Raw genomic sequence first — 22,096 nt, forward strand, 5'->3', positions numbered from 1 at the left:
GGTTATTCCTTGAGCAACACGTCAGCCTTATTGCAGTTCTAGCAATGACTGAGAAGTTCAGGCCGGCTCATTAAAGCTCGGTTCGCTGGGTTCGGTGACAGCGTAGTCACGCTCCCAGCCCTCGTTTTCGAGCTTGATGTGCTGAATGGCCACTGCGTTGGCATTGGCATCGAGGTCGGGCAGTGCTTGGTACTCGGACACCCAGCACCGATAGACCTTGTAGGCCAACACAAGCTGCCCCGCCTCGTTGTAGATTTCGATGATGATGTCCTTGCGAAAGTCCTTCAGCGAAACTTCCGCACCGAGACCGGCGCCGTAGTTCCATACCTTGTTGGCCCAGCGCTCGAACTCGATGTCGTGTGTGACTCCACGCTCTAGCGTGATGGCCTCGAACTTGGTACGGCCAGGTGACTTGCGCGAAGTGGACGGATCGCCACCTTCACGATGCTCGACCGGTTCGGTCGTTCGCTTGAGCGCCCCCACCTTGCTGATGCCAGCGACGTAGCGGCCATCCCATTTGACTCGAAACTTGAAATTCTTGTATGGGTCGAAACGCGTTGCATTGACGCTGAACATGGCCATGATGAACGCTCCTTAAACTTCGATTTGTCCCGCCATCTGCTGTAACTTGATGACCACGAATTCGGCGGGTTTGAGTGGGGCGAAGCCGACGACAATATTGACGATGCCCTGGTTAATGTCGTTTTGCGTCGTGGTCTCGCGGTCGCACTTCACGAAATAGGCTTCGCGTGGCGACCTCCCCTGAAATGCTCCCTGGCGGAACAAGTTCTGCATGAACGCACCGAGGTTGAGGCGGATTTGCGCCCACAGCGGCTCGTCGTTGGGCTCGAACACCACCCATTGTGTGCCGCGGAACAGGCTTTCCTCAATGAACAGGGCCAGCCGCCGGACCGGCACATACTTCCATTCGTCCTGCAGGGAATCCGCGCCGCGTAGCGTGCGCGCCCCCCACACGACACGACCGATTACCGAGAAAGCGCGCAGACAGTTCACGCCCAGGGGGTTGAGCTGACCGTTTTCGCCGTCGGTCAGCTTGACCGTCAATTCGGATACACCGCTGAGCGTGGCCTCGATGCCGGCGGGCGCTTTCCAGACACCGCGCTGACTGTCGGTGCGCGCATAGAGGCCGGCCACCGCACCGCAAGGCGCAAATTCGGCCAAGCGCCCCTCCTGCAATGGATCGGGGCAGCGCAGGCGCGGAAAATAGAGCGCCACATTCTTGTTGCGATCCAGCCCCCACGACAGGCCGTCGGGACCTTTACTCTGGTCAGTGATATCTGAGGGCGCATTCCAAGCAAGCAGCGGGTCAGCGATATAGAGTGCGCGGCGGGTACCGCAATACTCGGCTGCCGCAGTACGGGTCTGGGCGCCGATGTCCGTATCGAACGAGAACGGCGGGATACACAACAGATTGAACAGATCGACCTTTTCCAGCGCCCAGATACCAGACTTGGCCAACGTCAGGGCGGGGGCAGACACCTGCGCATCCGTGATGGTCGCGCCATTGTCTCCGTCGGAATTGAATGCAAAGAAACCGGGGATTAGCGGGTCATCTTTCGTCGCATCGGATGTGGCGGCGGGCCGCGCCGCGGGTGCCGGTGCAACTAGGCGAACGAGGTTCGACTCCTGCTCCAGCACTTGGCCGACAAAGCGGGGATGTGCGGGCAACACCGATACATTGAGAAAGCGTTCGACCGCTCCGGTATCAGCATCACGCACCGTCAGGTTGAAGAGTTGCTCTGAGTCTTTCGGGACCTCGGGCCGAGTGTTGAGATCCACCCGCACCCTGAGCTTCGCGCCCCATTCGCCGAGTGACGCGGCCACCAGCTGCAATGTGTCGGCGGCCCCCGTTGCTGGTTTTCCACCGTTGGCCACACGTACGATCAGCGCGTCGGAGCCCCCATTCTGAAAGAATTGGTTAACCGCATACGAGAGCGGACTGTTGCGCCAAAGGCTGCCGAAGTTGCGTTCGAACTCGGCAAAACTCTGCACGCGCACCGGCGTGTCCAAGGGACCACGCAGCGTCGCTCCAATGAAAGCGGTGATGGAAGTTGCCACACCAGTGATGGTGCGCACACCGCTCGATATTTCTTCGATATAGACCCCAGGATAACTCAATGCTGATGGCATCTAATATTCTCCCGTTGCAAAGACGATCAGGGGGTCGCGTCACGAGCGATGAAAATTTCGATCAGGCTATCCTTGGCGCTGTTATTGGTGATTTTCAACTGGTTCGGGCTCACATCGAACAGGCCAACCGCGCCACCGGAAAAGAACTGCGGACCAAGCAGCTTGACTTGGGTATTCCCATCCTTTTGCCCATCGCTCACCTTGAAGGTCAGATCGGCACCGTAGTAACTGGACTTAATCAGTAAAAGATGAATACCGCTGGCCGGCTCGGGCTGCAGCATGACGATCTTGTCCTTGTCGCCGGCCTTGATTGTCACCTCGATACGATCCGTCGCTTGTACTTCGTTTGGATTGGTCGTAACCGATACGGTTGGCCCGCCAGTCACCTGAATCGACAAAGACCAGTTCACGAGTGCCATGGGCAGGCTCCCATATTGATAATTATTTCTAATAGTAACGAGTGTTTATGCACTAGAAATGAGCAAACAAATGTCTGCCCTACGAATCTAAGTAGATAGCCAGCGTTATTGCAAGGTTTGATCTACGTCAATTTTATGAAATGCATTTTGCACCTCATGTAACCTTAGATGGTTTTATTAATCAACCTTTAACATAACGTTAAAAAAAGATAGCCATTCCTATTGTTAAACAGCGCCTTAATATGATCACCTGACAGTATCGAATTTTGACCAGATACTATTCGGTCTCATGCTCAAGCCAGATCTGGCTCGTAACCAGTTGGTGGCTTGGTCGTTTTAGTACGCTTCAATAGTCAATACGGTGTGCTGTTGATCTGCTTTGACTTTCTAGACAGGGTTCAGCATTAGTTTTCGGCGTGTGCCGGGGGCGTCCATGTATGCCTAGTAAAGCAGAGGCAATTCACTACTGGCGCAGGACCTTATTACTCATATGGCATTATTTGTGACATGGTTTTAGTGGATTTTGCATGGGTTGATAGTTTGGCGTTACTGCACCGTTGTTACCCGGCAAGAACGTGAAAGCATCCAGAGCCAGCCTGATGCAACATTATTGAATGTCCCCTCTGACCCAGGGTACTGTCACGTTGGCAGCAGGGTTGGTGGCGTAAGAGGAGAGATGAAGAAGAAAACTTCCCGTTGCTGCTGGCCTGAAACCGCCAACCCGATCTCATACAAGGGCTACCGTTTTCCAGCGGAGGCGATCAGCTACGCGGTGTGGCTGTATTACCGCTTTCCGCTGCGCCTGCGCATGGTCGAGGAAATGCTGGCCCGCCCGCGGCAGCGAGGCGACGTATGAAACCGTGAGGCGCTGGTCGGTAACCTTTGGCCTGGCGATTGCCAAACGCATTCGCAACACGACGCTGAGCCTGGACGACAAGTGGCACCTCGATGAAGTCGTGGTAACGATCAACGACAAGAAGCGCTGGCTGTGGCGCGCGGTGGATCGGCACGGCGCCGCGCTCGATGTGCTGGTGCAGAGCCGGCGTGACAAGGCAGCGGCCAAACGACTGATGCGCAAGCTGCTCAAACGCCATGGGCGTCCGCGCGTGATCGTCACCGACAAGCTGCGCAGTTACGCGGCGGCCAACGACGAGTTGGGCTTGAAGGTGGAGCACCGACAGCACAAGGGACTGAGTAACCTGGCAGAGAACCGCTATCAGCCCACGCGAGTGCGAGGGAAGGTCATGCGCCGCTTCAAGTCTGCGCGCCAGCTGCAGCGCTTCGCCTCGGTGCACGGGCAGGTTTCGAACCTATTCATGGGATGCCGTTACCATCGCGAGGCTTCGTGCCGACGACAGACTTACACCCAAGCCATACTGGCTTGGGTAAGGGCTTCATGCGCCCGCTGGGCGGCATGATCCGGGCCAGCACTCGGGATTTTTCGACCGGTTCCCAGCAAGTTGACAATACCGACGGGACATATGGCTCAGCCACCGTTCAAACTCAGTCGCTTTCATCATCTCCCCCGTCGTGATGACCATCAATCTGAAAGATTAAATCGCTGAGGAGGCAATTCCACACTTAACGGTGACATAGCCTAGAATTAACGTTGATATTTTACCGAGAAACCAGTCCGACTGGGCTTAATTTCGCGGCAGTGACCCATGGATCGTCAACTGACGTCCCGCGAAAATATTAATAATTTGCGCCCGGTGTGTTGAGCCTGTCGCGCGATCGACTTCGAGCAATTGACGAACAAAAGCAGCACCGCGATCATTACCCACCTCTTCCGCACGTAGCCGGAACCACGCATCAAATAGCAACTTGTCGGCGGTGGCTTGGCCGAGAAGTTCGCGCATTTCCCAGAAAGCTCCGCCCCATATTTCCGCGCCATCCGCCATTGCAAATCCGATTCCGGCACGCAATTCATTGAAAGATCGATGCTTGCTCAGATTCCAGGTGGCCGCCGCATTTATTTGGGCGAATCTCGGATTGTTATTGAAGCTACAGGGGAAATAGGTGGCAAGACCAGACTCGATCCCGTAATACGCCCATAATTTCCCCTCTGGATCACTCGGCACTCCGCCCTTTGAATACAAGACAGCGTGCATATATTCCCTAAACAAAACATCCGGAACGCTGCTATATTTTTTATCGATGACCAATTTTCTCCCAGCTGGGTCGTAGTAGGAAATCGCACCACTTGTCATAGTTTCTCGAATATCGAGTTGCACGTCACCCCCCTTTGCTTGATATCCAAGGTTCTGCAGATAAAGCTGAAATTTGCCGAATGCTGCCTCAAGCCTCCGACGCACTTCTGGTGTCAAGTTTGAGGAGGATGTAAAACCGAGCTTCTCCCCAATCTTGTCTACTCGGTCAGACAGTGATCTCACCTGTGTCGCAAGCTCCTTGCTTTCAGCAAGTTGCGTCCGCAGCTTGTCATACTCCGCATTAAGATTGTCTCCTTCTGTCTTGAGCTTGTCCGCGCGTTTCTGTGCCTGCACCAATCTGTCTGCGATCTCGGTCTGCGCTGTCTTTACCTGGCTCGTAAAATCAGAGTACGTCCTGATTCCAAGTACCCCAAGGACAAGAAGAAACACGGTAATCGGGATGCCCACCAGGAATGCGAGCATCTTTGCCCATTCAAAGAGTCTAGCTGCGATGGCCTCGGTAACTTCGACTTCGATCACCTTATTATCTTTATAGGTTTCTTTTAAGACGTCCCGCACTTGATCCTTAACGACCGCCCCCATCAGATCTCTAATTGCAAAAAAAGCCGGATCCAGCGGCCCGCCGCAATCACTGCAGAATCGCTTTCCATCGGGGTTTTGTGCTTTGCATTGACTACACTGGGTTACCACGGTGCATCCCCTAGCTCAACGATTCAGGACCCAATTTGCGGACAGAAATTACCGACATGTCCGCCCGACGTGTCTACAATCTGGATGCGAGCGGGCCGTCCAGCGGCACTTGCTGCAACTTACTAACATTTCAGAAAGTAAATTCACTAACCGCTTTGGCTGAATGCTTGATTCTACATGCGCACACAGCGCGATAATTGAATCTACAAACGAGAAGATTAGTAACAGTGTAGGCAATGGTATTGTCAACTTGCTGGGAACCGGTCGAAAAATCCCGAGTGCTGGCCCGGATCATGCCGCCCAGCGGGCGCATGAAGCCCTTACCCAAGCCAGTATGGCTTGGGTGTAAGTCTGTCGTCGGCACGAAGGTACTGTCAACTTGTTGATCTGGGCGGGCCTGCAGGAAAATGGCGGTCATGAAACCGTCCATGACCAACGCCCTCTCTTACGCCGGCTACCGATTCCCTCCCGAAGTGATCAGCTACGCGGTGTGGCTGTACTACCGCTTCCCTCTGAGCCTGCGCATGGTGGAGGAGTTGCTGGCGGCACGCGGCATTGCGCTGACCTACGAGACGGTGCGGCGCTGGGCGATGAAGTTTGGTTTGGGCTTCGCCAGGCGGATCCGGGACACGGCTCTGGCGCGAGGGGACAAGTGGCACCTCACCCAGGCCGCCCTCGCCTGCCTGCAGAGGATCTACCGGCATGGCTACCGCTACCAAAAGGCCGGCGTCACGCTGATGGAGGTCGGCGACCGGCACGTCCAGCAGCAGGACCTGTTCGCCATCCCACCGGACCCGCGCCGCGCCGGCCTGATGGCCGCGATGGACCGGATCAACCGCCACTACGGCCGCGGCACGCTGCGCACCGGCGCCGAGGAGCTGACCGCGGACTGGCAGATGCGCCAGGACCAACGCTCGCCGCGCTACGCCACGGACTGGCGGGAGTTGCTGGTCATTCGCTGAGGATCGCGGGACACAGCAGACGCTCGCCGCGTACCGCGCGTAGCGTGACAACGCCCGCGGTTTCGGGCGTTGTCCATGGCTGGCGATGGCCGGCTAGGCCGCCAGCGGGATCAGCTCAGTCAAATCGGTCGCGCTGGCGGCGACCTCCAGGTCGTAGTCGGTCTGCAGTGCCATCCAGAATTGCGCGGTGGTGCCGAGCACGCGGGACAGCCGCAGGGCCGTGTCCGCGGTGATGGCGCGCTGGCCGTGGACGATCTCGTTGATCCGGCGCGGCGGCACATGCATGGCGCGCGCCAACGCGTTCTGGCTGAGGCGCAACGGAACGAGAAACTCTTCGTTGAGCACCTCGCCCGGGTGAATGTTCGGTAGCTTGTCCATGGTCTGTTCCTCTGCTTCAGTGGTCATCGACGATTTCCACGTCGTAAGCGTTGCCGTCTCTCCAGCGGAAACACACGCGCCATTGGTCATTGAGCGGATGCTGTGCTGTCCGGCCCGATCTCCCTTGAGCGCCTCGAGGCGATTGGCCGGCGGGATACGGAGGTCAGCCAGTTCGTGCGCCGCATTGAGCATCCTGAGCTTCATGCGCGCTTTGCGCTGGATGTCGGCGGGAAGGCGAAGGGACATCGTCCCTGACCAAATCTTTGCCGTTTCTTTATCGTTAAAGTCCTGAATCGCCATGGCTCAAACTATAACGCCTAACGACATATAACGCAATGCGTCATAGATGATGGCGCGGTGCTGGAACGGCTTTACTGGGCACACGATTCACGGTGTGCCCGTTCCTTTACGAAGCCGCGAAAACCGCCGCGGTATTGAGGGCTACCTAGCAAGCAGCCATCCAGTGCATCCACGCCCTCCTGCCAAGCGGCAAGGCGATGGCCAACCGGTTTAGGGTCGGCCTGAGACCGGCTGGCTAGCCGAGGGGGGAGCAGGTCGACCGGGTTCCCATTGTCCGACGTGGAACCGCCAGGCCGACATCTGGCCACCGCCACCACGGTGGAGTGGTGCTTATTTATTGCGCAACGCCGGCGAAGGCTGACGGGGCTTGGGTTTTCCGTGATGACGGAGGGGTTTTTCCACAGAAACTGTGGATGGCTTCCTTCCGCAACCTGCTGTTCAACCGGCAGAAACAGGCCAGCGGCGAGCATGAGTTTGACCGGTTATGCATTACGCTGGGCATCGAGCATCGGCTAACCAAGCCGCGTCACCCGCAGACCAAAGGGATGGTCGAGCGCTTCAACGGCCGGATTAGCGATGTGCTGGCCACGCACCACTTCGAATCCGGCAAGGATTTGACCGATACGTTGGAGCGCTACGTAGGGCTCTATAACCAGCATCTGCCGCAACTGGCGCTCCAACATCGGACACCGATTCAGTCCATGAAGGATCCTGCAGCAGCACCGGCACTTGCTTGACTCCCCGACCACCCACCGGCAAGGCAATACCGAACTCCAGCAGCAGGGCGTGAATCTGATTGCCGGTTCGGACCCGTTCGGCAATCCGCGCTTCGCGCAATCGGTGCAGTGCCGACATGGCTTGCTGCTCGGGCGATTTGACCGGCTTTGCACAAATCGGCGCTGCTCCTGCTTCGGGTAGCATGACGGCATGAGCAAGCCTGCCCCAGCCAAGTACAGAACGACCAACTGGCCTTCCTACAATGCCGCCTTCAAGGCGCGAGCTTCGCTGTCGATCTGGCTGGACCAGGGCATGAACTGGCACGGCGCACCAACTGGCAAGCGCGGCCGACGGCCGACGTTCAGTGATGCCGCGATCCAGTTTTGCTTGAGTGTCAAAGTGCTGTTCGGACTGCCCCTACGACAGACGACAGGTTTCGTCGAAAGCCTGCTCCGGCTGATGCAGCTCGACTGGCCAGTCCCCGATTTCAGTACCCTCAGCCGCCGCCAGGCGAGCCTGACGGTGGCGATCCCTGCACGGCGTCGCTCCCTAATAGCCCTGGCACGGGTTGCTGCGGGCTTGCCGGTACCCCCAAAGCCAAGTCAGCGACTCAGCAGTTCAACATACGCTTGGTAGCTGTAACTGCGATTCTTCTTCTGACCTGTCATTTCAGTCACGATGCCCAGCTCTTCCAAGACCTTCACGGCCGCATTGGCCGTCGGGAAACTGGTGTCCAACTGCTGCCGAACACGCTCAACGGAGAAGCGGGGCATCATGGGCAGCATTTCGAACAGGCGGTAGCTGGCTGGGCCCGCTTTGGGGGATTGCAGCAGCCGCCTGCGGTCGGCCGCGACAAGGCTCGCTACTTCGATGATGCTTTTTTCCGCGTCAGCGGCTGCCGTCGCCACCCCCTCCAGAAAGAAGGATACCCACGACTCCCAGTCGCCTTCAGTACGGATGGTCGATAATCGGCGGTAGTACTCCGTTTGATGCTGCTTCAGGTAGCCGCTCAGGTACATCAAGGGTTCCGACAGCAATCCCCAGTGCTCGAACAATGCTGCGATCAGTAGGCGGCCAATACGCCCGTTGCCGTCGAGGAAGGGATGGATGATTTCAAACTGCGCGTGGATTAGCGCCACTTTGACCAGCGGCGGCAAATCCGTTGCGATGTCATGGATGAACCGCTCCACGTCCGCAAGTAATTCTGCAACACGCTCCGGTGGTGGGGGCACAAAGACGGCATTGCCCGGCCGCGTACCACCGATCCAGTTCTGAGAGTGGCGCAGCTCTCCGGGTTGTTTGCCGGCACCTCGCGCACTATCCAGCAGCAGGCGATGGGCCTCGCAAAGCAGACGTATGCTGATGGGCAGACCCTTGGGGTCCCGGAGTTGCTCCTGAACCCAGCGGAATGCGCGCAGGTAATTGGTTACCTCCTCCACGTCTTCGGTATTGCTGACCTTGAAGCCCGCCTCCTCATCAAACAGGTCTGTCAGCGTTGCCTGGGTGCCTTCGATCTGGGAGGTCAGCAAGGCTTCCTTGCGGATGGCGCTGTACAGCAGCCAGTCCACCGACGGCACTAGCCCGGACACCCCGGCCAACCGCGCCAGCGCCAATTCCGCTTGTCGGTTGAGATCAACGAAAACGGCAGGGGGCAAGGCTGGATTAGCAGGTGGCAGCGGGTGGGGCACGAATGCTCGCACTGATTCACCCAGAGTCGTCGAAGTTGCGTAGGTGCCAGTAGTACGGGTCATTTAAAGTGTGCTTTGATTGCCTGATATCATATTAAAGCATGCTTTAATACTTGTCGCCACAATGAAAGAAGTCTTTCATACCGTAGCGGCGTGGCCGCCTCACTTGAGGCTCCGGAGGCTACTGACCACCTCCGCTGTTTGGCCTTCATCTCACATTCCCGAGTGTTAAATAGTAACAATCGGGACTGTCCGCTGAAATCAGGCTACCTCAACCACGCACTGGCGGGAGTTGCTGGTCATTCGCTAAGGCGCGCGGGACACAGGGCGCTCCGACACCGCACGCCGATTCAGGTGATGAAGGCATGGTGGAAGCGTCGTCCTCAGCTCTTCATCAAACGCGTTACCCATCACCAGGAACTGGAAAGGTAAGCGGGTCTGTAAGGATTTTCAGAGTTTCTAGCTGATGACTTTCCGACTCATGCCTGCCAGATGGAGTTCTACGCCTATGGCATCAAGTAGGTTTTGTTACTGACTAAAATACCAGCCAGTCTAACCATTCATTAGGCCGTATTCCATATACCACGATTTTCCAATAACTCAGCCAAATCATCGTTAAAAACTGACTTTTCAGTTGATTAGCATCAACGAGTTGAGCCATAGTGAATGGCAAATGAAATGGAAATAACTTGTTAGAAATAGTTATAGATAATTAGGCATATCAACTGCGATGACATTGCATCGCATCAATTAAAATTTAATGTTAAATGAATATTTTTAATAATAAGCAAGTAGCCACGCTGGCATTGGTAATGCTGTGTTATCTCAGCCAAGGAAAGGCTTGGGCAGAAGATCTGCCGGACACCCAGTCCATGATTGATTCATTAAAACCGATCAAAACCCGCAGTCTGCGTAATTTGCTAGCCAACCCAGCTAGCAGCCAGCAGCCGACGGCTATCGATGCGGGTAGTTCGCTTGACACCCCAACAACAGCCAACACTAGCAACGCTGCGCCAAGCCTGCCGGAACACCCAGTAGTCAGCGATACAGCGGTGCCCAGCTTGTCGCTGGCCATTCAGTTCGAGTCGAATTCCGCCCAGGTCAGCAGCAGTAGCCAACAGGCGTTAGCCCGCTTGGCTACTGCACTGCGTTCCGACGATTTGCGTTCTTTCCACTTCCTGATTGAAGGCCATACCGATGCCAAAGGTTTGCCTGCCCACAACCGCAAGCTGTCTCAGCAAAGAGCGAATGCCGTGAAGAACGTCCTCATTGCTCAGGGGGTGAGTTCGCAACAACTGCGCGCCATCGGCAAAGGTGCTGATGAACCAGCAAATCGGGAAGACCCCTTTGCCGCTGAAAATCGCCGGGTCCGCATCGTGAATCTGGATATCGCAAATCAATGAAAGGGCGCGTGATGAGATCCTGCTTCTTCCCGGCGCTGCTCGCCGGTGCACTATGTTCTACCGCCGTCTTTGCCGCAGATGCCCCGGCCACGAGCAATAGTCGCTATGCGCTGATTATCGGCGTCGGCCATTACAGCAAAAGCAGCATCCCTTCGCTGCAGGGTGTACAGCACGATATGGTGAGTGCCAGACAAATGGCCAACAGCATGGGGATACCGGATGACAACATCCGCTATCTGCGTGATGACGAAGCCACTTCCGAGCACATCAAACAGGCCATTCAGCAGCTGAATCAGCGTCTGCACAACGGGGACCGACTGTTTGTGTACTACTCTGGCCATGGTACGCGCTGGCATGAGCCCACCAACCCCGATGGGATTTGTACCGAGGGGCTGGTAGCCAGCGATGGGAATGTGCTGAGCAACCGTGAGATCGGAAAATTGCTGGAGCCGCTGGCGAAGAAAACCGACAAGATGATGGTCTTTTACGATGCCTGTTTTTCGGGGGGCGTCGTGGCTACGCCGATGAAAACAAGAGCGTTGACCTTCAATAACATGGTGCTCACGCCAAAGTTTACCTCCGCCACGGCCCCTACCCTGTGCTTTGATCCCAGCAATTTCAAGACTCGCTCGCTCAACTCCGTGCTGAAGGACCAGGGCGGGTTACCGCAGAACATTGTCCATATTGCCGCCAGCAAGTCGGATGAGGTGTCGTTCGATAACTCCCAGAGTGGCGGCTTGGCCACGACGGCATGGCGTGACTGCCTGCAAGGCGAAGCCAAGGATCTGGATGGCAGTGGTGCCATCACCGTCGACGAGATCACGCAATGCGCGCAGGCAAAATTGGACAACAATCTTGCCAACCAGCCAGGCGTACTGGGCCAGCACATGACAATAGGGGGCAATAAGCAGTTTGTCCCTGCCTGGATCAAGAGCGCCTTTGTCGCGCCGTCGGATAGCACCCCCACGCACGGGGAGACGGAAGCGAACAGCCGGCCCCTTCGCCAGGCCAGCCCGGCGGACATTCTGGAGCAGATTCATGCCCAGCGGGATGGTGGGCGTGAACTCAAGGTGGAGCTGAAGGCCTCCCAGTTGAAGATCGGTCAGGACAAGCTCGCCATGTCGATTACCTCTCCACAGGATGGCTATCTTTACATTGCCCTGGCGGGTTCTGACAGCAAGAGCCTTTATCTGCTCTATCCCAACCGGCTGGACAGTGACAATGCCATCAAGGCCGGGCAAACGGTGCAGTTGCCACGTAAAGCGTGGCAAATTGATGCGGGCGGGCCTGTGGGGCGCGACAGTCTGCTGGTGATGGTGACGGATTCCCCCCGGCAGCTGAAACAGCTCAAGGCCGAGGCGGTGGGGCCTTTCATGCAAACCCTGTTGGACATGCAAGGCCGTTCGCTGCTGCAGCAAGTGCTGGCGACTTCCGACAACGGTCGCAATGGCGAATGCAGTGCCACCTTGCGCAATCTGCAAGTCAGCAAGCGTTGTTCGGACGCTTTTGCCTCGTCTCTGCTCAATCTGCAGGAAGTTGAGTAGTCCCTCTCACCCTTTGCCATCCGTGCTGGCCGTCTTCGCAGACGGCCGTCCTGTTTTTAGCTTATGGAGCCTTCCTATGAAAAACGCCCTGCTCATCTCGTTGCTGGCCATCAGCCCGCTATGCCTAGCCGAGTCGGTACCCACTCCGGTGACGGCGGTGACGGCTCCCAGTCAAAGCATCATGTTCCTGGATTCCAAGCTGTTTGACGGACGCCTGTACAACGAGTTGAGCAAACAGCCAGACTCGCTGGAAATCACCATGCCCGGCCGTGTTGCGCTGACCAATATGTCGCCACGCCTGGACCGATGGCTATCAATCATCGGGGAAAATGGCCAGATGGCACTGCAGGAGGTGCCGGAGCCCGCCCAGCTAAACCAGCGTGCGTTGTTCGCCCTGCTGCCCATCTTGTACACCATGGTGGGAGAAGCAAAAGAGGCGATGGTGAATGCCCAGGCCAAGCGCTACAACGCCACCTTGTTCTACTTCAAGGACAGCAATGGCAATGCGGTGATCAACCGCGTGATTCTGACCAAGAAACCCTGACCTGATTGCCGCATGATGCTCGTGACCCCGCCCCACTGCCAGACCTTACCCGGCTCCACCCTCCCGACCGCCCCTAAGGATTGGTCCTTCCTATCCAGGCGCGGCCGCTTGCCCATGCTGCTGTCCAGCTTATGCCTGATGCTGGCGATTAGCCCGTATGCCAATGGCGGCAATGGTTTGGGTATGCAGGTGTCCGCAATGGGCGCGCAGGTCACGCAGAGCATGCTGATTGAGGATTTCGCGACGGCAGAAACCATTGCTCGTGACCGGGTGGCGATCAGCCTTGGCACCGATCACCTCGGTGATGGCTACCGCAACCTGGGGGCAGTGCTGGTCGGGCGCGGTAAATGGGTAGAGGCCGAAGTGGTGTTGCGCCAGGCCCTCCCCTTGGTCGAGCGCAAGCATGGCGTCAACAACCGGCAACCGATTGGCGTGCTCAAGCACCTCGCCAAGCTGATGATTCAGGAGGGGCGCTATCAGGAAGCGCAAAGCCTGATAGCCGAGGGGCTGCGCCGCCAGCAAGCCTACGCACCGGATCGTGTGTCCATGCTGCAGTTGTATGATCTTCAAGCGTCCGTGCTGCATATCCTCCGCCAGGATAACGAGGCCCTGGCGGTACTGGACAAGGCCGATGCCCTGAAAGTGGCCGCAGAACCGGTCGACCCGCATGACAACGGTTCTGGCCCGGAATGGGTCGCCAAAGCCAGGGCGCACAGCCTCTTTTTGCGTGGACAGTGCCAGGAAGGGCTGGGTAAGACCGGAGAAGCAGAAAACCTGTATCAGTCGGCGTTAGCGGGTTATCGACAGCTGCAGGGCGCAAAAGACGCCAATACCAGTATTCAGATCCTTTCCGCTCTCGGAATGCTTTACTTGCGCGAGAAGCGCAACCAGGAAGCGGTTTCCACGCTGCGCCAAGCCAGACAGATGGCTGAGGCAGTGTTAGGCCCCTATCATCCACTGACTGCCCGCAGCGGAGTGAACCTAGCCAGAGCACTGGAACAAAGTGGTCAGGATGCAGAGGCAGAGAGCCTGTATCGACCCGGCGTAGAGCAGCTCTCCAGGCTGAATGCACTCAACGCCCTCAGCCAGGATGGCCTGCTGTACGGTCGCTTCCTGGCTCATCGTGGCCGCCTGGAGGAGGCGCTCAAAGTCTATCAGCTGACACTGGACGCTATCGATAAGCAGTTTGCCCAGACCCGTGGCCTGGAGGAAAGCGTCCGGGAAAGCTTTGTCGCCCACTTCAACACCAACTTTGTGGAAACCATCCAGGTCTTGCTGCGATTGCATGCCCAGCACCCGGAGGCTGGTTACGACCGACAGATATTGGAAGTCATTTCTCGCACCCAAAGTCGGCTGTTCAGCGAATTATTGAAGCAGGCCGACGTCGCCAAGCTGAGCAATGACCGTGCTTTCCAAATCCTGCATAAGCAACAGCAACAGCTGCAAAACCAGCTGGCAGAACTGCGCAGGGAAAGGACCAACACCGGCGCTTTCAATGAGAGTGTGGGTGAGACCTCATCCGATGCGAATGACGTCAGCAAGGATCAGCAGATACAGCAACGGATTAATGCCAATCGCAAGAGCCTGGACGACGATATTCGCCAAACACAGCAGCAATTGACCGTGGTCAGCCAGCAATTGTGGCAGCAATTCCCTCGTTTCATGGACATGGCCGAGCCAAAGCCTGTCAACATCAAGGACTTGCAGCAGCATGTGCTGCGACGTGGCGAAGCGCTGCTCACCTATTTCCTGATGGACAAGGAAACGCTGGCCTTCGTCACCACCCCGGATTCCTTTCACCTGATTAGGCTGCCACTGGGTCGCGACAAAGTGGCCGCGCTGGTTACTGCTCTGCGCGCTCCAGAGGAGAATGCGGCCGACTCACTGGGTAGCCTGAAGGCACTGAACCCGGCGCTGCTCCATAGTGCTTATCAGCAATTGTTCCAGCCACTGGAAGGCTTTTTGAAGCCAGGTACCCGTTTGCTGTCAATCGGCGATGGCCCCTTGCATACGCTTCCCTTGGAAATGCTGGTCACACAGTGGACCGAGCAGGATCAGCAGCAGTTTGCCGCTGCTAGGCAGCAGTCCCCCCTATTGGGAGAATACGCCGGCCTCCATTACCTGGCAGATCGCTTCCAGATCGCCTACCTGCCCAGCTTGTCGGCACTGGTCTCCATGCGGCAATACCGCAAGCCCCGGGTGCAGTATGCGCAGCAGTTAGTCTCCTTTGCCGATCCCGTTTTCGAGCAATCCGAGCCGAGCTCCCCTGGCAGCCTACTGGGGCAGAGTATTGCCCGCAATTATGGCAAATCCAAGGTGGGCCTCAAGATTCCGCGCCTACCTGAAACGGCAGTGGAAGCGCAGGGTATCGCCAACATACTGGGGGATAGGAATACGCTTTACCTGGAAGGCAATGCTCAGGAATACACCCTGAAGCATCTCGACCTGACCAGCACGCGTTATCTGCATTTTGCGACACACGGCTTGCTGGGCGGGGAGTTCGTTATGCTCAAAGAGGCGATGGGAGAAGATGCGTCGTCGGCGAACAAGGTTCGCCCGGAGCCAGCGTTGCTATTGTCTCTAACCGGGAATCTGCACGGTGAGGATGGCTTGCTGACCATGCATGAAGTAGTGGAAAACCTCAACCTTAACGCTGAGCTGGTTGTTCTGTCCGCCTGCAATACGGCGGGTGAGCATGATGCTGCGCATAGCGGTGAAGGCTTTGCCGGATTGGCACGCGCTTTTATGTACGCCGGTGCGCAGGGGCTGTTGGTCAGTCACTGGAGTGTCGAGAGCCAGGCCACTCAGGAGTTAATGGTGGCCACGTTCAGTAAGTTGAAATCTGGATCTAGCCCTACCAGTGCCATCGAGGCCGCGCGTCGCGAGTTGAAACAAAGCCAGTTTCTCAGCGGCGGACAAGCTATGTCCCGTGCGCATCCGTTCTTCTGGGCCCCCTTTGTTTATGTGGGTGATTAGAGGACAGCAACTTCTGACCGGTCTTCTGCCGCTACAAGCGGTGCGGGTACGCTCAAATGGGCGGCACGAGTATGATCCAGTGGACAAGCGATGCCTGGTCCAGCGGTGTTTGAACTCGGGAGCATCGGTCTCAGGCATGGCCCTAATGGCGGCGTGCATGCACCCAGCCCCAAGGTGTGCCAAGCCGTGGAGGCGCGCGATCTCGCCGTACGGCGCATAGTCGTCAGCACCATGCTGAACTGGATACCAGTCTACAAAAGGCCGCTGCCCGTCCCTACCGCGACCGCTGATCCGATAGTCCAACATGCGTGACAACGCCCGCGATGGCGGGCGATTTTAATTGATGGCGATGGCCGGCTAGGCCGCCAGCGGCGGTCAGCTCAGCCTAGTCTGCCGCGCTAGCGGCGACCTCCAGGTCGTAGTCGGTCTGCAGTGCCATCCAGAATGGCGCGGTGGTACCGAGCACGCGGGACAGCCGCAGGGCCGTGTCCGCGGTAATGGCACGCTGGCCGTGGACGATCTCGTTGATCCGGCGCGGCGGCACATGCATGGCGCGCACCAACGCGTTCTGGCTGAGGCCCAACGGAACGAGAAACTGCTCTTCCTGCGCGTCCAGCGGACGATCAACTGACCATTCTAAATGTGGACGGTTTTCCACTCCAATCCCGGTGGTTCACTCTTTATCCACGCGGCAAAAGGCTTTCTCCGGTTGCGGCGGTTTTTCTCGAACATCTCGAACGAACAGCGTTGGAATGGAGTGAGCGGCGCAAGTCAGGCTTATAGGCGGCAAGGATAGCTCAAAGGCTGCTTGACTCAACTACTTGTCGTTGCTCCGGTGAGAGGGTGACCGGCAGCTGAGGGTCGAAAGTGAGCGTTCCCCAAGTCAGAAAGCCGTCCTTCGGCTGGCGCAAGGGTAAAGGGCGGAATGTGGCCCTGAACGGACGCTCAAGGCAGATGGGGGGAAGACCTCTTCGGCCGAAGAACTGTCATCTAGACGGTGTCTGCCTCATCGCTTTCGAGCAAGCCTCGCCTTGAGAGGCGGAAACTTCCACTTTGGCTAGAACCAGAATAAGGGGGCGAAGCGGGCCAGTCTTCACCTGCACCGTGGCCAGTTAACGCATCGCCTGCATTTAGACTCACTCCACCGGTTGAAGTAGGCTTCACCTGGTGTACTCGGCGCGGGTGATGGATGCGGTGGCCGCCCATCAGGGGTAGGCTTGCAGTACGGTTCGTGTCCCGTACCGGACGATAGCGGCCTGCAGTAACGCGAATCTTGGCCGAATAGGAGCTGCCTCGGGCGGCCCGTTGCCATTTTCCCTTCAGCGAGGAACACCCCATGAGCCTGTATGTGATCGCCACCATCCATTGCACCCCGGCCGGGCTGGCGACCGTGCGCGCCGCGATGCACGACATGGTGCCGGCCAGCCGCCAGGAGTCCGGCTGCCTGCGCTACGATCTGCTCGAATCGGCGCATGATCCGCATGTGCTTACCGTGTTCGAAGCCTATGCGTCCGACGCGGCGCTGGAGGCGCACCGCACCTCCGCCCATTACCAGACCTATCGGACCCGTGTGGCCGACAGCCTGGCCGAACCGGTCAAGGTCGAGCTGCTCTATGCGGTGGACGCGGCGGGCTGAACCTGGCTCACGCCGGCGGCCGTTCCCAGCTCGGGGCGGCGAACCATTCGCGCAGAAACTCGATCAGCCGGCTGGCCCGGGCGGTACTGCGCGCCTCCAGGCGCAGCGCGTGCAGCGTGGCCTACTCGGGCAGCTCCGCCACTTCGCCCAGATGCTGGGTGATCTGGGGTGAAGTGCTCGGGATCCGTAGACAATTTCCCATCTCACGCCGAGATTGGTTTGAAAGCTGCAAGGCAGCCCCCGCCCAATTGACCGCTGCTCGGCCAAAGACATTGACCTTCCGGCTTCAGGATGAATGACCGCTTTCCGGTGCAGCAGCCCATCGGCAGACCTCGGCCCAATCAGGCCCGGGTCAATGTCCAGAGAGCGCCAACACGTATGAAGCTCAGGATGCTCAATGCGGCTCACGAACTGGCTACCTCCGCATCCCGCCGGCCGATCGTCTCGAGACACTCAAGGGAGACCGGGCCGGATAGCACCGCCTCCGCATCAATGACCAGTGGCGCGTATGTTTCCGCTGGACGGATGGCAACGCTGACGACGCCGAAATCGTCGCTTACCCCTGAGCAGCGCTAAGCGGTGACAGAGTATCGTGCTAAATATTTTCATCCGTTCTTGTATGAATTCAGGCCCCCTTTAAATCACCCTGCACCAGAGTCAACAGGGGACCTCACCCTACGCCGGGCAGCTAAAACCCTAATAGCCCAGATGGTGCAGGTAGCCAATGAGCGCCAAAATAATGGCAAAAATTTGGCAATCACCGCGCAACCCTTTCCATGCCAGACTCAGATAGCACAGCACGGTTGCCCCCCACACCAGGAATACCGGGTTTTCCAGCACGGGCACCACCAGGTGCCCCGACAGCATGGTGTAGATCCGGCTTTGATCATCGAAATCGTACGACCATCCACCCAGTCTCATCGAGAAAAAATAACCAACCACAGCCCTATAGGCCATGAAGAGGTAGACACTAAACGCCAACATGGCATTCGCCATCCAAACCGTTTCCCTACCGCAAAAAACACGCCCCTTTATGGCGGTACAATAATGACTCAGCTCCTCCGTGAGTCGCCGGTGCTCGGCTTCATCGTCAGGGTTATGCCATTCAAAACCATTCTTGGCGCCTGCGCGAATTCTGGCGCTTCGGCAAATCAATTCCTGCCTTCTGGCTTTAATGACTTCTAGCTGGTTACGCTCAGCCCGGCTTCTCATGTTCGTCTCCTTTATCGAATGCACCCTGCCATTCTATCCATCTGGACCATCAAACAAAGAGAGATTTCCGATTTTTTGAGATGAATTTCCTTTTACTGAGGTGAATTTCCTTTTACTGTTTCATTTAGTAAAAACCATCCCCACCCCAGCCCAGATAGCTTTCAGAATGACAGATCAGGTTTTCAAACGCCAAGAGCGCCAGTGATTGAAAATTTTCGCCAGCCATTCATTGCTTTGCCCTAAACACAAGAGCAGTCAGCGGAACGAAGCAAATCGATGAATTGCCATCACCAATACCATTGGTACTCCCACCACAAAAATGGCGACCACCCGCTCTCCTTAATGAATGACTCATTGGTATAATTCGTCACACCATTACACCATCACCCCCCTCATCAACATGAGCAATTAATACAATAGCCCCATAGCACCGCCACGCCATGCTGAGCACATTATTTTCAATGGGACAGTCATCCAACTTAATATCAAGCCACAATCTATCAATAAATAAGTCGTACGCCCCCCTGCATTGTGAACGAAGGCATTAGCTAGACTGATCGGATCGACGAGAAACAAAGCTCTAAAATTACGATCAATTCTATTGCCATATCGACCATACCCTGGATTCAATTTCTCCAACTCGCTTTCCGATAACACACAAACCGCGGCCGCCCCCTCGCCTAGCAATAGGTCCGTAGCAAATCGCGTAATGAGCATTTTCATCCAGTCAATAAAATGGTTGGGTAAAGCCACAATCCGCCGCTGAATAAAACAGACCACGCAGGGAGCTGCAGCCACCACCTCGCCCCCCGATGCAACACTACTTATACAAATACTCCCTCACTGTTAAAACCACTCGAATGATCAGCAGCATCAGCAAAATGGAAGAAACGGGTTCCAACCCCGCGAAATGAAAAAAATGACCGGCAATCCAGAATGGCGCACCCAACCCGGCAGAAATCAACAACAGCACAGCATGGATCATGTTAAAAACAACCAGGCCAATGCAATAGATTAACGCCACAATGGGGGCCAAAATAGCCAGTTCGGAAAATTTCATGTCCAGATCCTCTCACATTGAGGCTCCATTAAATCATCCCACCACCGCCGGACCAATAGCAAAATGAGATGCTCGAACAGAGGAATAACGCCAGACATTTAATAAATACAGGGCGCGGCCTAAGCCATCAGAATTTCACGCCGCTACCCATGGATCGCCACTATTGAGTGGTCGAAATGCCACAAAAAATCCATGCAAAATAGAAATATTAATGTGGCACGGGTCTTGCTAATTATAAATTATTGTAATTATAAATTTTAATATTACATATTTTGATCCGTTCCTCGCCCTGAACCCCCAGTTTTGCCCCGCTCCTCCGGCCGGACTGGAGGGGTGACCTAGACCCAAGCCAGAAGACATCCCCTATGCCGGGCCTGCAACAGGGCTACAAGCGGCGATCGAACCGACATAGTGGAGGAGGGTTACCCACCAGGGGTGGTGGGCTCAAAACAGCTGGATGCAGCGGGGGAAAAGGTGAGCTCGAGGTTTCGGCTTGACCGTCATCCTGTGACAAGGCATAGTGCTAATTACAATGAATATAATTATAAATTTTAATATTATATATTTTGATCCGTTCCATAGAATCAGACCGCTCTCCAGGCAAAAATGGCTGGATGCAGCGGGTGCGAAGATGAGCTCGAGGTTCCGGCTTGACCGTCAGCACTATGACAGGGCATAGTGCTAATTATAATGAATGTAATTATAAATTTTAATATTATATATTTTGATCCGTTCCATCCATATTTGACCGCTCTCTAGTCAAAAAATCGCCGCTTAGCCCCCTCTGTCTATTTCGCCCCCTCCCCCGCCGCTCCTCTTCGCTCAGCCGTTTTAAGAGATCGCCACTACATAATGGCAACCACGATTGCCAATATAACCGCACCTATTTTGGCAACCCCCTTGCCGCTGAAAGCTGTTATGCTCAATTCAAGGGTTTCGATCGTTGATGTTTCGAATTAAGCGATATTGAGCATAAGCATCCCTGCAGTTTTTTTCTCCGTCATGTTGAAAGCACGGGCAACATCCTGGGGATTTCCGCCATGGCATGGTTTGTTTGATAACCAATAAGCCTCGCGCGGGCGAGATTGCACCAATCGACGGACTTGCTCCGCAGGCAAAATGACCGCATGAGCCAGCCCCGCCCACCCAAGTACCAGGCCACCGACTGGCATACCTACAATTAATCCCTCAATCAGGGAGGACAGTTGCTCGTCTGGCTCGACAAGGACATAATCTGGTTTGCGCCAGCAACAGACAAGCGGGATCGACAGCCAGTCTACTCGGATGCTGTCATTCAGTTCTGCCGTATTATCAATTGCCACTTTGGCTTGCGCTTCGATAAACCATCAGCATGATGGAAAACCTGCAACGCCTGGCCGCTCTCAATTGAAAGATTCCAGGATTCAGCACCCTTCCCCGCCGTCAGAAAGTCTTGCGGGTTCGCATCCCGTTAATGCAACAACAGGGTTGTTTACCTCTGTTGGTGGACCGCACCGGCATCAAGATGATCGGTGATGGCGAGTGGCAGGTGAAAAAGCATGGGGCTGTCTATCGCCGCTAATGGCACAAGCAGCACTTGGGGAAATCCTGGCGATTTGCGTGACGGCAATCACCGACAATTGTACGGGCGATGCCACGATGTTACCTGAATGGTTATCGCAGATTCCGGACATGGAGGAGTTGGCTACGGTCACAACTGACGGGATATACGACACACGTTTATGTCACGCGACCATTGCGGCACAAGAGGTGTCCGCCATCATTCCTCCGCGTCGGCATGGCCAATTCTGGACAGGGAAGACACCGGGCAACCTGGCTCGTAATGAAGCACTACGCTCAGTGGAATATCTGGGGAGAACGCTCTGGAAAAATGGCATGGCTATCCGCGCCAGAGTCGCGTCGAAACGAAGATGTATTGTTTCAAACTCCTAGCGGATCGAGTCACGTCGCGTGACGGTGATTGGCAAGTGGCCGACCTTCAAATCTGCGCAGCAATTCTGCACCGTTTTACCGCCTTGGGCACACTGCAAATGGTGCGTGTGGGATAAGTGCGTCTGGGGTTTGGGAAACCCGACCTTTACCGGATTTGTGCGATAAAATCTCTCGACACTCGCTGCTAATGCCGCTATAAAATCATCCACGTTGAAAGCGAGCCCTTCAACGCCATCCGCATCTCAGCCTTGCCCAAGGAGAGTTTGGTCATGGACATTGCTGCCCTGGCTTATCCCGAACTGCTCGACCTGTA

At 56.1% G+C, this 22,096-nt stretch carries 16 protein-coding genes and 6 pseudogenes; 11 read left to right on the plus strand and 11 right to left on the minus strand.

Features of this window, described 5'->3' with window-relative positions; genetic code table 11:
• Nucleotides 1–57: 57 nt before the first annotated feature.
• From QU481_RS09340 to QU481_RS09350, 3 genes are read right to left on the minus strand one after another with little or no spacing between them, the layout of a single operon-like run.
• Nucleotides 58–582, minus strand: coding sequence for a phage tail protein (locus QU481_RS09340; protein ID WP_289829693.1), 525 nt, complete (start codon nt 580–582; stop codon nt 58–60).
• A 12-nt stretch (nt 583–594) separates the two neighbouring features.
• Nucleotides 595–2,151 carry a phage tail sheath family protein gene (locus QU481_RS09345; RefSeq protein WP_289829694.1) on the minus strand — a complete coding sequence of 519 codons (1,557 nt, stop codon included), beginning with the start codon at nt 2,149–2,151 and terminating at the stop codon, nt 595–597.
• Between the two features lie 26 nt (nt 2,152–2,177).
• Complete coding sequence (locus QU481_RS09350) at nt 2,178–2,570, minus strand: hypothetical protein (RefSeq protein WP_289829695.1); 393 nt, start codon at nt 2,568–2,570, stop codon at nt 2,178–2,180.
• A gap of 676 nt (nt 2,571–3,246) precedes the next feature.
• Here QU481_RS09350 and QU481_RS09355 point away from each other — a divergent pair.
• A pseudogene (locus QU481_RS09355) lies at nt 3,247–3,988 on the plus strand (IS6 family transposase).
• A gap of 225 nt (nt 3,989–4,213) precedes the next feature.
• Here the strand turns inward: QU481_RS09355 and QU481_RS09360 are convergent.
• Both QU481_RS09360 and QU481_RS09365 read right to left on the minus strand, forming a co-directional pair.
• Nucleotides 4,214–5,431, minus strand: coding sequence for a zinc ribbon domain-containing protein (locus QU481_RS09360; protein WP_289829696.1), 1,218 nt, complete (start codon nt 5,429–5,431; stop codon nt 4,214–4,216).
• 130 nt (nt 5,432–5,561) lie between these two features.
• The gene (locus QU481_RS09365) at nt 5,562–5,849 is read right to left on the minus strand and encodes a hypothetical protein (protein ID WP_289829697.1); all 288 of its coding nucleotides are present in this window, start codon (nt 5,847–5,849) and stop codon (nt 5,562–5,564) included.
• Nucleotides 5,850–5,859: 10 nt separating this feature from the next.
• Here QU481_RS09365 and QU481_RS23780 point away from each other — a divergent pair.
• Both QU481_RS23780 and QU481_RS09375 read left to right on the plus strand, forming a co-directional pair.
• Nucleotides 5,860–6,195, plus strand: a pseudogene (locus QU481_RS23780) (hypothetical protein); the annotation flags it as partial.
• Nucleotides 6,196–6,252: 57 nt separating this feature from the next.
• Nucleotides 6,253–6,393, plus strand: a complete 141-nt coding sequence (locus QU481_RS09375; protein WP_289829723.1) for a DUF4113 domain-containing protein — start codon at nt 6,253–6,255, stop codon at nt 6,391–6,393.
• 93 nt (nt 6,394–6,486) lie between these two features.
• Here QU481_RS09375 and QU481_RS09380 read toward each other — a convergent pair whose 3' ends face one another.
• Nucleotides 6,487–7,071, minus strand: coding sequence for a HigA family addiction module antitoxin (locus QU481_RS09380; protein ID WP_289829698.1), 585 nt, complete (start codon nt 7,069–7,071; stop codon nt 6,487–6,489).
• Nucleotides 7,072–7,529: 458 nt separating this feature from the next.
• Between QU481_RS09380 and QU481_RS09385 the strand changes: the two are divergent.
• Nucleotides 7,530–7,808, plus strand: a pseudogene (locus QU481_RS09385) (integrase core domain-containing protein); the annotation flags it as partial.
• Here QU481_RS09385 and QU481_RS09390 read toward each other — a convergent pair.
• A pseudogene (locus tag QU481_RS09390) lies at nt 7,774–8,004 on the minus strand (IS110 family transposase); the annotation flags it as partial. The pseudogenes QU481_RS09385 and QU481_RS09390 overlap by 35 nt on opposite strands.
• Here QU481_RS09390 and QU481_RS09395 point away from each other — a divergent pair.
• A pseudogene (locus tag QU481_RS09395) lies at nt 7,999–8,328 on the plus strand (transposase); the annotation flags it as partial. The pseudogenes QU481_RS09390 and QU481_RS09395 sit on opposite strands and share 6 nt — an antisense overlap.
• A 62-nt stretch (nt 8,329–8,390) precedes the next feature.
• Here QU481_RS09395 and QU481_RS09400 read toward each other — a convergent pair.
• Nucleotides 8,391–9,539: a Fic family protein gene (locus QU481_RS09400; protein ID WP_289829699.1), complete on the minus strand. Its 1,149-nt coding sequence runs from the start codon at nt 9,537–9,539 to the stop codon at nt 8,391–8,393.
• Between the two features lie 704 nt (nt 9,540–10,243).
• On the opposite strand from QU481_RS09400, the gene QU481_RS09405 reads away from it, so the two are divergent.
• The 4 genes from QU481_RS09405 (at nt 10,244) to QU481_RS09420 (ending at nt 15,943) form a co-directional block, all read left to right on the plus strand.
• Nucleotides 10,244–10,879, plus strand: a complete 636-nt coding sequence (locus QU481_RS09405) for an OmpA family protein (protein ID WP_289829700.1) — start codon at nt 10,244–10,246, stop codon at nt 10,877–10,879.
• Nucleotides 10,876–12,423 (plus strand): caspase family protein, encoded by a 1,548-nt coding sequence (locus QU481_RS09410; RefSeq protein WP_289829701.1) that lies wholly within the window; start codon nt 10,876–10,878, stop codon nt 12,421–12,423. Before QU481_RS09405 ends, QU481_RS09410 begins: the two co-directional genes overlap by 4 nt.
• Before the next feature lie 76 nt (nt 12,424–12,499).
• Entirely contained in the window at nt 12,500–12,967 is a 468-nt protein-coding gene (locus QU481_RS09415) for a hypothetical protein (RefSeq protein WP_289829702.1), read from the plus strand.
• A gap of 114 nt (nt 12,968–13,081) precedes the next feature.
• Nucleotides 13,082–15,943 carry a CHAT domain-containing tetratricopeptide repeat protein gene (locus QU481_RS09420; protein ID WP_289829724.1) on the plus strand — a complete coding sequence of 954 codons (2,862 nt, stop codon included), beginning with the start codon at nt 13,082–13,084 and terminating at the stop codon, nt 15,941–15,943.
• Nucleotides 15,944–16,328: 385 nt separating this feature from the next.
• On the opposite strand, the gene QU481_RS09425 is transcribed toward QU481_RS09420, so the two are convergent.
• Complete coding sequence (locus QU481_RS09425; protein ID WP_289829703.1) at nt 16,329–16,601, minus strand: HigA family addiction module antitoxin; 273 nt, start codon at nt 16,599–16,601, stop codon at nt 16,329–16,331.
• A gap of 678 nt (nt 16,602–17,279) precedes the next feature.
• Between QU481_RS09425 and QU481_RS09430 the strand changes: the two genes are divergently transcribed.
• Nucleotides 17,280–17,579 carry a putative quinol monooxygenase gene (locus QU481_RS09430; protein ID WP_289829704.1) on the plus strand — a complete coding sequence of 100 codons (300 nt, stop codon included), beginning with the start codon at nt 17,280–17,282 and terminating at the stop codon, nt 17,577–17,579.
• 696 nt (nt 17,580–18,275) lie between these two features.
• On the opposite strand, the gene QU481_RS09435 is transcribed toward QU481_RS09430, so the two are convergent.
• Both QU481_RS09435 and QU481_RS09440 read right to left on the minus strand, forming a co-directional pair.
• The gene (locus QU481_RS09435) at nt 18,276–18,791 is read right to left on the minus strand and encodes a hypothetical protein (RefSeq protein WP_289829705.1); all 516 of its coding nucleotides are present in this window, start codon (nt 18,789–18,791) and stop codon (nt 18,276–18,278) included.
• An 820-nt stretch (nt 18,792–19,611) separates the two neighbouring features.
• On the minus strand, nt 19,612–19,851 hold the full coding sequence (locus QU481_RS09440; RefSeq protein WP_289829706.1) for a hypothetical protein: 240 nt from the start codon (nt 19,849–19,851) through the stop codon (nt 19,612–19,614).
• 1,127 nt (nt 19,852–20,978) lie between these two features.
• Between QU481_RS09440 and QU481_RS09445 the strand changes: the two are divergent.
• Nucleotides 20,979–21,899 (plus strand): annotated as a pseudogene (locus QU481_RS09445) (IS5 family transposase).
• Nucleotides 21,900–22,096: the final 197 nt, after the last annotated feature.

The organism is Crenobacter oryzisoli, assembly GCF_030385785.1.
Classification (GTDB): Bacteria; Pseudomonadota; Gammaproteobacteria; order Burkholderiales; family Chromobacteriaceae; genus Crenobacter_A; species Crenobacter_A oryzisoli.